12 protein-coding genes and 1 other RNA gene are annotated in these 14,732 nt (G+C 42.4%); 3 read left to right on the top strand and 10 right to left on the bottom strand.

What is annotated here, in order from left to right; all coding sequences use genetic code 11:
- Positions 1 to 84: 84 nt before the first annotated feature.
- Complete coding sequence (locus Q0238_RS10240; protein WP_297945768.1) at positions 85 to 1,110, bottom strand: hypothetical protein; 1,026 nt, start codon at positions 1,108 to 1,110, stop codon at positions 85 to 87.
- Between the two features lie 97 nt (positions 1,111 to 1,207).
- Between Q0238_RS10240 and Q0238_RS10235 the strand changes: the two genes are divergently transcribed.
- A complete protein-coding gene (locus Q0238_RS10235) occupies positions 1,208 to 2,011 on the top strand; it encodes a transporter substrate-binding domain-containing protein (RefSeq protein ID WP_297945766.1) in 804 nt (267 codons plus the stop codon).
- A 225-nt stretch (positions 2,012 to 2,236) separates the two neighbouring features.
- Positions 2,237 to 3,049, top strand: a complete 813-nt coding sequence (locus Q0238_RS10230) for a transporter substrate-binding domain-containing protein (RefSeq protein WP_291938866.1) — start codon at positions 2,237 to 2,239, stop codon at positions 3,047 to 3,049.
- Positions 3,050 to 3,502: 453 nt separating this feature from the next.
- Here the strand turns inward: Q0238_RS10230 and Q0238_RS10225 are convergent, their stop codons facing one another.
- The 3 genes from Q0238_RS10225 to Q0238_RS10215 form a co-directional block, all read right to left on the bottom strand.
- On the bottom strand, positions 3,503 to 4,090 hold the full coding sequence (locus Q0238_RS10225) for an HAD-IB family hydrolase (protein ID WP_297896884.1): 588 nt from the start codon (positions 4,088 to 4,090) through the stop codon (positions 3,503 to 3,505).
- Between the two features lie 111 nt (positions 4,091 to 4,201).
- Entirely contained in the window at positions 4,202 to 6,004 is a 1,803-nt protein-coding gene (typA, locus tag Q0238_RS10220; RefSeq protein ID WP_297881489.1) for a translational GTPase TypA, read from the bottom strand.
- Between the two features lie 64 nt (positions 6,005 to 6,068).
- Positions 6,069 to 6,488 carry a hypothetical protein gene (locus Q0238_RS10215; RefSeq protein WP_297945764.1) on the bottom strand — a complete coding sequence of 140 codons (420 nt, stop codon included), beginning with the start codon at positions 6,486 to 6,488 and terminating at the stop codon, positions 6,069 to 6,071.
- A gap of 47 nt (positions 6,489 to 6,535) precedes the next feature.
- Between Q0238_RS10215 and ffs the strand changes: the two genes are divergently transcribed.
- Positions 6,536 to 6,633, top strand: an RNA gene (gene ffs, locus Q0238_RS10210) — signal recognition particle sRNA small type.
- Between the two features lie 3 nt (positions 6,634 to 6,636).
- On the opposite strand, the gene Q0238_RS10205 is transcribed toward ffs, so the two are convergent.
- From Q0238_RS10205 to dnaA, 6 genes are all read right to left on the bottom strand, one after another.
- Positions 6,637 to 7,872 (bottom strand): HD domain-containing protein, encoded by a 1,236-nt coding sequence (locus tag Q0238_RS10205; protein WP_297945762.1) that lies wholly within the window; start codon positions 7,870 to 7,872, stop codon positions 6,637 to 6,639.
- Positions 7,869 to 8,249: a preQ(1) synthase gene (gene queF / locus Q0238_RS10200; RefSeq protein ID WP_297945760.1), complete on the bottom strand. Its 381-nt coding sequence runs from the start codon at positions 8,247 to 8,249 to the stop codon at positions 7,869 to 7,871. The genes Q0238_RS10205 and queF overlap by 4 nt, the downstream gene beginning before the upstream one ends.
- Positions 8,246 to 9,673 (bottom strand): EAL domain-containing protein, encoded by a 1,428-nt coding sequence (locus Q0238_RS10195; protein ID WP_297945758.1) that lies wholly within the window; start codon positions 9,671 to 9,673, stop codon positions 8,246 to 8,248. Before Q0238_RS10195 ends, queF begins: the two co-directional genes overlap by 4 nt.
- Complete coding sequence (gene gyrB / locus Q0238_RS10190) at positions 9,674 to 11,986, bottom strand: DNA topoisomerase (ATP-hydrolyzing) subunit B (protein WP_297945756.1); 2,313 nt, start codon at positions 11,984 to 11,986, stop codon at positions 9,674 to 9,676. It abuts the gene before it with no gap.
- Between the two features lie 9 nt (positions 11,987 to 11,995).
- Positions 11,996 to 13,075: a DNA polymerase III subunit beta gene (gene dnaN, locus Q0238_RS10185; RefSeq protein WP_297945754.1), complete on the bottom strand. Its 1,080-nt coding sequence runs from the start codon at positions 13,073 to 13,075 to the stop codon at positions 11,996 to 11,998.
- 156 nt (positions 13,076 to 13,231) lie between these two features.
- Positions 13,232 to 14,560 carry a chromosomal replication initiator protein DnaA gene (dnaA, locus tag Q0238_RS10180; protein ID WP_297945751.1) on the bottom strand — a complete coding sequence of 443 codons (1,329 nt, stop codon included), beginning with the start codon at positions 14,558 to 14,560 and terminating at the stop codon, positions 13,232 to 13,234.
- Positions 14,561 to 14,732 lie beyond the last annotated feature (172 nt).

Here is a 14,732-nt window from a genome sequence, read left to right as displayed (position 1 = left end):
GACAAAGTAGGGCGGCTGCGACTGACGCAATTATAATAGCGATTTTATCCGCTTGACACGCCGTAGCTGCTCAAATTTTAAAATTTAGCCCTTTTGACGGCTTAAAATTTTAGAAATTTTTGCAGCGTCGTAAGTTTTTGCCTGCACTTTTAGAAATTCGCAAAGCCCCTTCTGCTTGCAAAGGCCGTGAGCGAGCAAAAACTCCGCCGTCATCTCGTCATCCAGCACCACAGCTACTTTGATAAGCGTTTCGATCTCCTTTTTATCGATGCTCGCAAAGCTTTGAAATTTTAACATTTCCTCCACATAGCGTAGCCTCCCGTCACGGAATTCTTTAAATTTAGCGCCCGCGGCAAACTCCCTCGCGGCAAGCGGCAGCGCCTCCTTATATCCGAGAATAGAAACGTTGTTGTCGCTTAAAAATATTAATTCGCTGCCCGCAACCGAGCCGACCACGTCTTTCGTATCTCGCGCGCCGTTTGCAATCAAAAACTTAAATGCCTCAAAATTATCGTTTGCCGCGGCATCTCGCAGCAGCCCGCTAGCCTTGACGTCCGCGCCGTTTTGTACCAAAAGCTCTAAAAGCCGCATCGCATCGGCTTTATCAAAATGGTAAAGCTTCGCCATCTCACCGCTAAATTTCGAGCCGAAAAAGATTGCGAGCTTTAGCGGCGAGAAAAAACCGCCGTCTCCGCCGTAATTGAGATTTGGTTTAAATTTAAGGATTTTTTCTATCCGCTCGAAGTCGAATTTTGAATTTCGCAGCACCTTTGGATTAAAAATGAAAGCGGTGAAAATTCTATCTTTAAACTCCCCGAAATCCTCGTCGATCCTGCCCCTGTTTTGCGCCGCGAAGGCTAAAAGTGCGTCCAAGCCCGCATCGATCTGCTCGTCGCTGGCGTTATCGTCATATACGGCCTCAAAATTCGGCTGCGGCAAATTTGACGCCGCTTGTTGCGTAGTAGAAGCTGCATCCTCTTTATCGGCGCCGAAAGCGCAGCCCGCAAGTAAAAGCCACAAAAAGATAAAATTTTTCATATCGCCCTCGCTTAAATTTTGCGCGATTATATCAAATCTAAGGCTAAATTTAATGGCGCCTTGAAATTTCATAAAAAGCAAACGGCAAATAAATTTAGCCCAAAAAAGCGCCTTTTGATTTTAATTTCGCTAGAATTAGCCATAAATAACCTAAACAAAGGAGCGGCAAATGAAACTACTTTTTACTTTGATCTTGCTTTGTGCGGGGCTTTTTGCAAACACGCTGCAAGAGATCAGAAATAGCGGCGTCATCAGAGTCGGCGTCAGAGATGGCAGACCGCCTTTTAGCGAGATTAGCGGCGGTAAATTTGAAGGCTTTGAGATCGAGCTTGCCAATGCGATCGCAAAGGCGATTTTCGGTGCCAAACAAGGCGAAGTGCAGTTTGTCTCTCTAAGCGCCGCCGATCGCGTCTCGTATCTAGTCAATAATAAAGTCGATATAGTTGCAGCTACCTTCGTAATCGATTCGGCGCGCAAAAATCACGTGGACTTCTCGATGCCGTATTTTTCGACCAATCTCGGCGTACTAACTCGCAAAGCGGACGCCATCAAAGATATATCGCGTTTGCGTGATATGAGGCTCATAACCGAAGAGGGCACGACCGTAGATAATTACCTCAAAAAAGAGAAATTTAGCAACGTAAGCTACTGCAAAAGCACTAGCGAATGCTACGCGATGATCCGAGACGGCAAAGCCGACGGATACGTCAATCTAAATATCACGGTGCTAGCCTACGCCGTCGTGGACGATACGCTCGAAGTGCCGTTTCAAAACTTCGGCAAACCCGATTTCATCGGTATCGGAGTGCAAAAAGAAAATAAGGAGCTACTTGATTTTATCAACGCAGAGCTTGTAAAACTAAGCAAAGAGGGCTTTTTCAAAAAGGCTTATCAGGACACTTTCGAGCCTTTTTACCGCGGTACGGCGGATAAAAAATACTTCCTTTTAGATGGAATTTATGACTTGCTATAAAAGCGAGCTAGAAATTAAAATATAAAATTTATCGAAGGCAGTTTGCATAACGAATAAATCTTGGGATTTAAAATTTAGAATTTGCGAAATTTTAAATCCCCGATTCGCCCCTAAATTTCAAACTTGCATACGCGCGGTGATTGAATTTTAAACCGCTTGCATTTATTTTCTCTAAAATATATAGTGCTATAATTATTCCGAAGACTAAAAAGTAGGGGGCTTTTTATGAGATTACTTTTTATTTTAGCCTTATTCTGCGCTAGCATTTTTGCAAATACACTAGATGAAATCAGGCAAGCAGGGGTTATCAGAGTGGGCGTGCGCGAAGGTCGTCCGCCGCTAAGCGAGTCTAATAACGGCAAGTTTGAGGGCTTTGAAATCGAGCTTGCTAGCTCAATCGCCAAAGACATTTTCGGAGATAAAAAGGGCGAAGTGCAGTTCGTAGCCGTAACCGCAGGCGATAGAATCCCGTTTTTGAAAAATAACAAGGTCGATATGGTTATCGGCACCTTTATGATTACGCAAGAGCGTAAGAAGCAGGTGGATTTCTCACTGCCGTATCTATCGGTAAATTTTGGCATTGTAACGCGTAAAGAGGATCAAGTGAAGGACTTTGCGCAGGTTCGCGATATGAGGATTTCAATTGAAAAGAACCCAAACGGCTCGATGACCGAGCGCTATTTGCGCAAAGAGAAATTTAGCAATTTAGTTTACTGCAAAAATACCTCCGAGTGCTATGCGATGATGAAGGACGGCAGAGCCGACGGTTACGCCAATGACAACATCATCGTCCTAGCCTATGCTGTCGTGGACGATACGCTCGAAGTGCCGTTTAAAAACCTAGGCGCAGCGGAATTCTTAGGCGTCGGCGTGCAAAAAGGCAATCAAAGCTTGCTTGATTTCATCAATGCCGATCTAATTAAGCTAAGCAAAGAGGGCTTTTTCAAAAAGGCTTATGAGGACACTTTCGAGCCGTTTTACCGCGGCACTGCGGATAAAAAATACTTCCTGCTAGACGGAATTTACAACATGCTTTAGGCCTTAGAATTCTAAGGCGCGGAATTTTGAAATTTTAAAATTCCGCTTCGCACGCGGCGAGTAGATATTCTGAAACCTGCAAATTTTGAAATTTTAGTAAGCGAGAAATTCCGCAAAATTTCAAAATTTAAAATTTTATCTCACGCTCGGTTTAAAAACATCTATTCCATTCGGAGCAAAATTCCACGCTACGATAGAATTTTAAAATTTTACGCACGACGAAATTTTAAAATTTTATCTGCACCGAGAATTTTAAAATCCCGTGCTGCAACACAATTTCGTAACTCATGGCTTTTACGCTGTGATGAAATATAAAATTTATCCTGTGGTGTAGAATCCTGCAGATAAGCGTGATAAATTTAAAAGGATAAAATTCCGCGTAAGGCGAAACCTAGCTCTCAGCAAAAGCGCAGTCGCCGCAGATGCTGTTATTCAGCTTTCAGTCGTTAAATTTTACTCAAACGCCTTGTAGTGCGCCTCGTCGGCGAATTCTAACATCTCGCGATCGCCCCTGCTGTCGCCGTAAGCGATAACGCGATCGAAAGCCTGAACGTCGTATGCTGCGCGCACGCGAGCGACCTTTTGCGCGCCGTAGCAGTTCTGCCCCTCGATCTCGCCCGTGATGATGCCGCCTTTGCGCCGTATTTTGGTGCCTAAAAGCTCCAAGCCCTGCGCGTCGCACCACGGGCGCAGCCAGTCTTCGAGCGAGGCGGTGACGATGACGACCCTATCGCCCGCGGCTTTGTAGCTTGCGATCTTGTCCATCGCGCTTTGTTTTAGGATGTCTTCGATGTGGGTGGTGGAGTATTTTTTGCAAATTTTATCGAATTTATCGGCGCTCATACCTGCAAAAAAGTAGCCCAAGAGCTTTCTGCGCGTAAAATTATTGCTCGCAAGACCTAATTTATACGCCGCCAAAATGGGAGATAGCACCAAAATCCCGCGAAAAAATTTCTTAAATCCGACTACGTAGGCGACGAACTCGAGCAGCGAATCATCGCGCGTGATCGTGCCGTCAAAGTCGAATAAAACAAGATTCATTGCCTCTCCTAGCAAAATTTCAGAAGCGTAAATTTTAAAATTTGTCTATAAAAAAAGCGTGAAATTTAAAGCTAAATTTCACGCCGAATTTTAAAATTTCATTTTGAAATTTTATTTTTTCGCCATTCGTCTGCGCGTCGTAGGATCAAGGTATCGCTTACGCACGCGGATATTTACGGGCGTAACCTCCACAAGCTCGTCCTCCTCGATCCACTCCAGTGCGCGCTCTAAATTTAGCGCACGCGGCGGCACGAGCTTGATCGCATCGTCGCTACCGCTAGCGCGGACGTTGGTTAAATTTTTACCCTTGATCGGATTAACGTCCAGATCGTTCGGACGGCTGTGTTCGCCGATGATCATGCCCAGATAGACCTTCGCCTGCGGAGCGATAAAAAGCACGCCGCGATCTTGCAGGTTCCACAGGCTGTATCCCAGCGCCACTCCGTTTTCCATGCTCACGAGCGCGCCGTTTTGTCGCTTCTCGACCGCGCCGATGAAAGGGCGGAATTCCAAAAAGCTATGGTTCATTACGCCTTCGCCGCGAGTATCGGTCAAAAACTGCGAGCGAAAGCCGATAAGACCGCGCGCCGGGATCTCAAACTCCATACGCGTCTGCCCGTCGCCGGTAGGGTTCATCACCTTCATCTCGGCCTTTTTGCGGCCGAGCTTTTCGATGACAGTGCCGGTGCAATCATCGGGCGCGTCGATAACTAAGTGTTCGAAAGGCTCGCATTTGATGCCGTCGATCTCTTTGATGATAACTTCCGGACGCCCGAGGCAAAACTCAAAGCCCTCGCGGCGCATATTCTCGGCCAAAATCGTGATCTGCAGCTCGCCTCGGCCACTTACTTTAAATTTGCCCTCGCCCGCGTTTTCATAGCGCATCGCGATGTTGGTTTTCATCTCCGCTTCCAAGCGCTCGTCGATCTTGTTTGAGGTTACGAATTTACCCTCCGTGCCGGCTAGCGGTCCGTCATTTACACTAAAAATTACGCTAAGGGTCGGCTCTTCGATATGCAGCGCATCAAGCGGGATCGGGTTATTGGGATCGACGATGCTATCGCCTACGTCAAGCGCGTCAAAGCCCGCGATCGCCACGATGTCGCCGGTGCCCGCCGCGTCAATGTCGGCGCGCTCAAGCCCGTTAAAGCCGATGAGTTTTGAAATTCTGCCGTTGATGTGCGTACCGTCGGCTTTGGCTAGCATAACGCTTTGGTTTTTGTTTATCGTGCCGTTAAAAATTCTAGCGATGCCGATCTTACCGACGTAGTTGTCGTAATCAAGCGTGAAAACCTGCAGCTGCAAAGGATTATCGTCGCTACCACTCGGAGTAGGGACGTGAGAGATAATCGTCTCAAAAAGCGGCTTCATATCGGTGCTCTCATCGCTTAAATCGTATTTTGCATAGCCGTTTTTAGCCGCGGCATAGATGACGGGGAACTCAAGCTGCTCGTCGTTTGCGTCAAGCGCTACGAAAAGATCGAAAATTTCATTTACCACGCGGTCCGGATCGGCTGCAGGCTTGTCGATCTTATTTACGACTACGATAGGTCTGAGCCCCAAAGATAGCGCTTTTTTCACGACAAATTTTGTCTGCGGCATAACGCCTTCTTGCGCATCGACGAGCAAAAGCACGCCGTCGACCATCTTTAGCACGCGCTCGACCTCGCCGCCGAAATCGGCGTGGCCAGGAGTGTCAATGATGTTGATTTTAACGCCGCCGTAGTGGATGGCGGTATTTTTAGATAGTATCGTAATGCCGCGCTCTCGCTCTATGTCGTTGCTGTCCATCACGCGCTCGCCGACCTCTTGGTGATTACCAAAGGTGCCGGACTGTTTTAAAAGCTCATCTACGATAGTGGTCTTGCCGTGATCAACGTGCGCGATAACCGCGATATTTCTGATATTTTCCAAATTTCTCTCCGTTTATAATTTCAAAAACTGATGATTATACTAAAAAAATTCTTAAGATAAAAATTTACGAGTATTCTTTGACTTCGCAGACAAAAAACTCATACACGCGCTGTTGGATCAACGCGTCCTCGTCATCGTCGCTAATCAGACGGCGAAGATGTGAAAAATCAATCTTTTTGATATATTTTTTGTTATTTTTGATATCTCTGTCTATCTCTTTTAAAAGCGAATCTAAATTTAAGCTTTTATAGGTTTTCGCCTTTAAGATATACTCTTTTACGATGGAGACCAGCACGCCGATGCGCTGCTCATCACCCGGATAAATTTCGCCAGCTATATCTTTGATCGCGTCGTAATCCTCGTCGGTCTGCTTCTTTTTGGCAAGTAGCATAGCGGCAAAAATTTTGGCTCTGAACTCAATAGAGCGATGATGAGGGATAAAAACCTCGCGAAATACGGATAAAAGATGATTTTTGAAATTCATTTATAACCTTACTTTAAGAAACATTTCCATATAATCCCGATTGCCCTTTCTTAGACCTGTGCAATGCTTTTTTTAGGCACCGCTTCAGGGTAGGAATACAGCAGAGCACTTAGATCTCGCATGTGCCGCAGCCATCTGGGAAGGGGTTTTATAAATCGATCCTATTAAGTCCGAAATGTTCTTTGAAATCCTCGCAAACACTCTGAAAATCGACGCCTTCGATTTTTGGCTTGGCTTTGAAAAACTCTAGCATCGAATTATACCCGCTAAGCAACTCCTTGCTTTTCACGCCGTAACTGATCGAAATTCCAGCCTCAAAAAATGCTGCTAGTTTGTCGCAATACTTAAGCGCCTTGCCGTCGATTGCGCGAAATTTATCTTCGTTAAACATCTTTAGGCTACCTTCTGCAAATTTAGGCTCCTTGCCTAGCTCGAAGGTGCGGTTTTCAAACTCATCTTTTATAAATTTACCACCCTCTTTGCGGATGCCTAAAATATAGCTAAAATCATCTCGCATATGTTCCGGCACGAAGGGTAAAATTTTATCGTCTATTAGCCGCATCTCATATTCGCCGATGATGTCGCTAAGGCCCTTGACGCCGTATTTTACGGGGCTAATAATGTCGCGAGTTAGACTTTCTGGTAGATCGTGAAATAACGCGCAGAAAAAATTATACGCCGTGCGCGAGCGGCACGCACCAACTTCAAGTGAGAAAAAGTAACTTAAAATTGCAACTACCAGCATGTGCCCTAGCACCGATGTCTCAGGGATGCGCGGCGTCTGCGCCCAGCGTCTTTGAAAACGAAGTCTGCCGCTAAGATCGACTATGCGAGCGAGTTTTTTGTTCATCACGATCTTTCGCACGCCGATTAGCTCATAATAATCCTCGAGCTCCTCCTCAACCTTGGCTTTTAGCTCTTCAATATCGTTTAAAAACTGGCTAGTTTGATAGACGATGTTAAATTCCCACCGCGTAGAGAGGTAACTAGCCGCCTTTAAGATCACCGCTTCTTTCTTATGATCCTTGGAATTTAGATATTTTTTAAATCGCTCGAAAAAAGCGCTATTTTGAATAGGCAAAAGATCGCTTTCCAGGACACTTAGAACCCATTCGTTGATCTTTTTTTTCTTGGTTTTTTGGATCTGATGAAAGACGTCCGGGCGGATGTCGGTTACGACGATGCGCGCTAAAAACTCGAAAATCCCCGCTTCTATCACATAGTTGATATCCACATCGCGCTCAAAACTAGCGATGAAATAAGCGATGATAAATTTATGCGCCTGCTTGTCGAGCTCGACTAGACTTACCATCTTTGGGTAATCGTTCCAGCGACTAATACTTGCGGATTTAAAAATTTGTTCGACTAAATTTGAGCTTATCATCGGTAAATTTGATCCGAGTTTATTTCGATTACCGTGTGGACGTTGCCGCGCGGATTAAAATCGCCCGTGATTTTCATAAATTTAGGCTTTAGCTTGCTTTGAAGCGCGCCGTAAATTTCATTTATACTATCCTCGTGGCTGATATGGCGATCCATGAAGGAATTTATGTAAATTTTAATCGCCTTAAGCTCCACTACGAGCTTATCCGGGATATATTCCAAATAGATCGTCGCAAAATCCGGATAGCCAGAGCGCGGGCAGCGGCAGCAAAACTCGGGCAGGGTAATTTTTATCAGATAATCGCGCTTCTGTTTATTGGGCCAAACTTCTAAATTTTCGATGTCAAATTTCTTAATTTCCTCTTCGCCGTATCTCACTGCACTCTCCTTAAATTCGATATATCATTCGGTTTTTCGACGCAAAATCCCTGAATATAATCGATACCCATTTTATAAAGTTGCATTTGAAATTCCTCTTTGTCGATGAAACGCATCACGGTTACAACGCCCGATTTCGCGCAAGCTTCGTTAATGCCTATAAAGATATTTTTAATCTTTTCATCGTCTAAATTTTTATTAAATTCTATATCATAAACTATAAAATCGACGTTTAGAAACTTTAAATACTCAAAGCTAGCGTTTGAGCCGCCAAACTGCGACAGCGCGAAGCTAAATCCGAGTTCGCGGAATTTAATTAAAATTTCATCAAAGCGCTTGATCTCAGAATAGATAAGCTTTTCGTTAAACTCAAACACAATCTTTTTCGGATCGATTAGGTTATTATCAATGAGCTTTAAAATTTCATTGCGAAACTCGTTATTTCGCAGCGTCTGAGGCATAATCTCGATAAAAATTTTAGCGTCGATATCCTTAAAATAGATGATTCTAGAAATTTGTCTCATCATCGAAATATCGTATTTAATATCGTAATGATTTAGAAGCAAGATATCTAAAATTCTACTTTTTGTGATCTTTTCGCCGCTTCGCAGATCGAGCTTCGGAATTAAATTTATATGAGATTTTACCCCGTTTTTATCTGCGACGCGCTGATATTTAAAACTAAAATTTTCACTATCGATCGCTTCCATAACGTCGGCGGAAAATACGTCGATTAGTACTTTTTCTACGTCGATCGCCTTCTCGCCGTGCTCTTCGTCGTCCAGGTGATTTATCTTGTAAAATAGCGCATTTACGATATTATTTAGATTGCGATCATATGAGCTTGGAAGCATTGCAAATTCGCTTTTTATCTCTACATTTTTGATCGTTTGACTTGAAATTTTATGCTCAAACATCCGCAAAATATGGCTTAAATTTGTAGCTTTTGATTCCACTCCGAATACGAAGTAGCCGTTTATAAAGCGACCGATCGGAAGGTCCTTAAAGCCCTGCTCCGCCATAAAATTTGAAAGCTCCTTACAATACTCGTATAAAATTTCATCGCCGTTTTTATATCCGTATCGATCGTTTATGTCGATAATATTTTTAATTCGCAAAAGAACAATATTTATTTGACGATTTTTGGCTAGATCGTTGCTTAAAATTTTCTCGATCTCTTCGCGCACAAACACATGAGTAACAGGATCAATTAGCGTCTTTTGAAAGCCGAAGTAAATTTGATAGATGACATAATAAACATAGCAGATTAAAAGTATCAAAAATAAAATTACGTCGTCAAATTTAAACTCTCCGTTTCGAAACAAAATAATTCCAAAAACAATCAAAACGCAGGTAAATGGCACAGAAATTTTAAGTGCCGTTATGAAACGATTTTCGCGCTCTTTGGTCTCACTAAATAGCATCTAAACGTCCAAATGTTTTACATCTTTTGCATGGTCTTGGATATAGTTTCGACGCGGCTCGACCTCGTCACCCATGAAAAGATTAAAGGTATCGCTAGCACTCTGCGCATCGGCGATATTTATTTTTAATAACCTTCGATTTTCAGGGCTCATAGTGGTTTCCCAAAGCTGCTCCGGATTCATCTCTCCAAGACCTTTATAGCGCTGAATATAAGCGCCTTTTTTCGAGCTTTTTTCGATTTCATCTAAAATTTTAATAAAATCCTTTCCAAAATTTACATCCCGATCTTTGATCTTTGAATAAATTCTGATCGCCTCTTCAAAGATATAATTGCCGAATAAATTCTCATCTATCACGAGCTGTTCTAGACCGCTTGGCGTCTGAACGTAAATTCTAATCCCTTCATCATTTACGTAGGAATTCAAAATATTAAATCCTTCACTTTCTAGGCGCGGTTTTAAAATTTTAAATAGCTCCTCATAACCAAGGCTTCGCGCTTCGTCGTTTTCTATCAAAAATCTGATCGCGCTAAGCACGCTGAAGCGCTTTTTAAGCTCATTAAGAAGCGAGCGGTAGTTTGAGACTATTTTTAGATAATCGATCAGATCCTCATTTCCGATACCTTCAAACTCGCCCATATCAATGCCGGTTTCGATCAAAAACTCACTCAGCGCTTTTTCGTCTTTCAGATAAATCTCTTTTTTGCCCTTTTTATATCTAAAAAGCGGCGGCTGTGCCAAATAAACATAGCCGTTTTCTACGATAGGGCGCAAAAATCTAAAGAAAAAGGTTAAAAGCAGAGTCTGGATGTGACTGCCATCGACATCCGCATCGGTCATAATGATAATTTTATGATAGCGGAGCTTCTCTTCGTTAAATTCCTCACCGATACCGCAACCAAAGGCCGTGATCATATTTTTAATCTCTTCGGATTGTAAAATTCTATCCAGGCGCGCCTTTTCTACGTTTAAAATTTTACCTCTAAGCGGCAGGATCGCTTGAAACACGCGATCTCTTCCCTGCTTCGCCGAGCCGCCCGCGCTATCGCCCTCGACTAGATAAATTTCGCTAATGCTCGCATCCTTGCTTTGGCAATCGGCTAACTTTCCTGGAAGGGTTCCTACAGAATTTATATTGTCTTTTTTGCGCGTTAGATCGCGTGCTTTTTTTGCCGCTTCGCGACCGCGCGCGGCTAAAAGAGCTTTATTCATAATGGCGCGCGCTTCGATCGGATTTTCTTCAAAATATTTACTAAGCACCTCAAACGCCATCTTTTGTACGATCGGCTTAACGTAGCTGGAACCTAGCTTGCCTTTAGTTTGTCCCTCAAACTGCGGTTCGGGAACCTTTACGCTAATTACCGCGATGAGTCCCTCGCGAACGTCATCGCCGGTGATCTTCGTGTCCTTTTCTCGCGCAGCCGCATTTGCCGCGACGTAATTTGTTATCGCGCGCGTAAGACCCGCTCTAAAACCCGCCTCGTGAGTACCGCCGTCCGGAGTTTTGATATTATTTACGAAGCTTAACAGTTTTTCCTCATATCTTTCGTTATACATAAGCGCAAAATCTACCATAACATCATCCGCACTATCGCTAAACGATACGGCTTTGGATATAGCTGGCGCTTTATTCATATCATTTACGAAGCTTTCCAAACCGCCTTCAAAATGAAAGTGCTCGTCCCTGCCCGTGCGGTTATCTTTAAAATTTATCGTGATTTTTGGATTTAGATACGCTAGCTCGCGAAATCTTTTTGATAAAATTTCATCATCAAATTCTAAAATTTCAAAAATTTCGCCGTCAGGCCAAAACTCGATCGTAGTGCCCGTGCGATTAGTAGTTTTTATCTTTTCAAGCTCGGTAGTAGGAATTCCTTTAGCAAATTCTTGTCTATAAATATTTCCGTCACGTTTGATTGTAGCAACGAGCTTTTTTGAGAGCGCATTTACGACGCTAACGCCCACGCCGTGCAGACCACCGGAGACTTTATAAGTGTCTTTGTCAAATTTACCGCCTGCGTGAAGCACCGTAAGAACCACCGTCGCGGCAGGAATTTTTTCGGTCGGATGTATATCAACGGGAATCCCACGACCGTTATCACTAACGATACAACTTCCCTCGTTTGTGATTTCGACGTCGATTGTGTCGCAGTACCCCGCCATCGCCTCATCGATCGAATTATCTACAACCTCATAAATCATATGATGAAGTCCGCCGATATTGGTATCTCCAATATACATTCCGGGGCGCTTTCTAACAGCCTCAAGACCTTTTAAAACTTTAATATTACTAGCGCCGTAATTTTGCTTCATAATTTTCCTTTAAATATTATTTATCGGCATGACGACCGTTTTTAAGCCATCCGCGCTAAGCACAAACGCCGTATCGGAGCTGTTAAAATCAAGCTCAAAAATTTCACTCTCAATATTACTTAAAAAATCAAGCAGAAAGCGGTTTTTCACGCCAAAAACTATCTCGCCGTTTATCTCGATCGCCGCTTCAATCTCGGTTTTTGCCTCGGAATTATCTTCGTTAATGCTCTCAAAAATCATTCCGTCCTTTTTAATGGTAACCTTCATCTCCTCGCACATCGCGTTTATCGCTCGCACGCCGCTTACCATCTTATCGCGCGGAATTAAAATTTTATATGCCGTATCGCTTGGGATCACGCGCTCGTAGTTTGGAAATTTGCCGTTAATAAGCTTTGTAAAAAACTCAAAATTCTCGCTCACCGCTAGCAGCACGTTTTCGTCATAGTAAATTTTAATTTTATCCGAAAATAGTTTTTGAATTTCACCTATTGCCTTTTTAGGGATTAAAATTTTAGTATCGAGCTCGCCCGCTTTTGACTGAGTGATCAGCTTATAAACGCTAAGTCGCTTCGTATCGGTTCCGACTAAATTTAAAAATCCCTCTTTTACGTCGATTAAGGCTCCGTTTAGCTCATATTTTGGATTGTTCGTATCGATCGAGGGATATATTTTTTTAAGGCTTCTTCCTAAAATTCCAGCATTTACGTCAAAGCTGTTTTTACCATCTATTGTAGGAAAGCTCGGGAAATCCCTCGTTTCAAACATCGGAAGCTTGTACTTGGATTTTTTTTGCTTTACAAATAGCGCTCCGTTAACGGTCTCTAAAGTCACGTTATCGTCGCTTAAGCCTTTGATAACGCTAAGGAGCTTGCCTCCATTTGCTGTAGCTTCTCCATCTGTTTCTATTGATATATTTTGTAGATTATAGCTCAAACCGATTTCATGATCGGTAGCTTTTATACTAAAAATTCCATCTTTAGCGCTCATTAAAAGATGTGAAGTTATTGAGCTTAGATCTTTCTTATCGAGATAGGAGCTGGTATTGGAAACTATTTCTTCTAAAAGTTTTTTAGTGATTAATACTTTCATATTTTTATCCTTTTGAATTTTTATCGTTGTAGTAGTTGGTAAGCGGTTTTTGTGAAAAACTTATCCTAAAGCTTGTCTTTAGGTAGTTTATCCAGTGAGTAAGTAGTTTTGTTTTATTCACTTTTATTCACCTTTTTTACTTTATTTTCATAAAGTTTAAATTTCATTCTTATCCTTTTTGGTTATTTTGTTTTTTAGCTCTTCAATTTTTATCTTTAATATCTCGTCGGTTTGAATGAGCTCGTTGATTTTTTTGATATTTTTGCTGATGGCGCTATGATCTTTTAGATTAAAAAATGCGGCGATTTTAGGCATTGAGTTTTGAGTTAACTGTTTGGTTAGATATATGCAAATTTGGCGTGCTTCGACGACGTTTTTAGCTCGCGTTTTGCTCTTTAGTTCGCTAGGTTTTATGTTTAACTCTTTTGAGACGACCTCGATGACGTGTTCGAGGCTCACACTTGAATATTTTTGATGGATCTGATCTTGCAGCGTACTTTTAGTAAATTCCAGCGTGATCTTCGTGCGAAGTATCGACGAATAGGCATTTAGTTTGTTTATCGCGCCTTCAATTTCGCGGATATTATCGCCCATATTTGCGGCTATGTATTCTACGACGTCGTGTGGAATTTTAACACGGTTTTCTTCGCTTTTTTTATTGATGATAGCGATTTTTGTTTCTAGATCCGGCGGGGTAATGTTTGCTATTATGCCGCTTTCAAATCGCGTTGTAAGGCGACTTTCAAAGCCTTTTAGAAATTTTGGCGGCAGGTCATTGGTAAGGACAATTTGGCAGTTTTTGTCTTTTAGCTCATTAAATGTATAAAAAAGCTCCTCTTGAGCTTTATCGCGTCCGATCAAAAATTGAATGTCGTCGATGAGCAAAACGTCGCAGTTACGGTATTTTTGTTTAAATTTATCGATCGAGTTGTTTTTGAGATTAAAGACGAAATCATTAGCGAACTGCTCGCTGGTGACGCAGATGACGGTCTTTCCCTTTTTGATGCAGTAATTTCCGATCGATTGAAGCAAGTGAGTTTTTCCAAGCCCGCTAGGCCCGTAGATAAAGAGCGGATTAAAGCGAATTCCGGGCTCTTTTGCGACGGAGACCGAACACTCAAAGGCAAATTTATTTGAATCGCCGATGATAAAATTTTCGAAGTTATAATTTTCGCTTAAAATGGTGCTCTTGGGCTTTTCGGAGATGATTTTTACCTTTTCTTTCGGCGAAATTTTAGCCTTTGAGGTGATTTTGACGATCACGTCGTTGAGCCCAAACTGTTTTTTGATAAGCTCTTTTATTTTAGTGCCGTATTTTGTCTGAGTGTATTTAGCGATAAACTCGTTAGTTGCGTTGTATATGAAAAATTCCGGGGTCGAGTTTTTATCGTTAAATTTCAAATTTTTAATGTATCTAGAGTATTCGGTAGGTAAAATTTCCTTCTCTAAATTCGATAAAATTTCTTGTGCTTGCGACGTCGCCATAAAATTCCCTTACAAATTAGATTAAGATTTTAGCTAAATTTCGCTAAATTTGCGGTAAATTTAAGTTTATTCACCGGTGATTAAACTGTGAATAAGTGTGAAAGGTGGATATGAAAATTTTAGGAATCGATCCGGGAACTAGAAATTTAGGCTATGCGATTTTGGAAAAAGA

The organism is uncultured Campylobacter sp., assembly GCF_938045775.1.
Lineage (GTDB): Bacteria > Campylobacterota > Campylobacteria > Campylobacterales > Campylobacteraceae > Campylobacter_B.
This window is presented reverse-complemented; position numbering and strand designations above follow the sequence as displayed.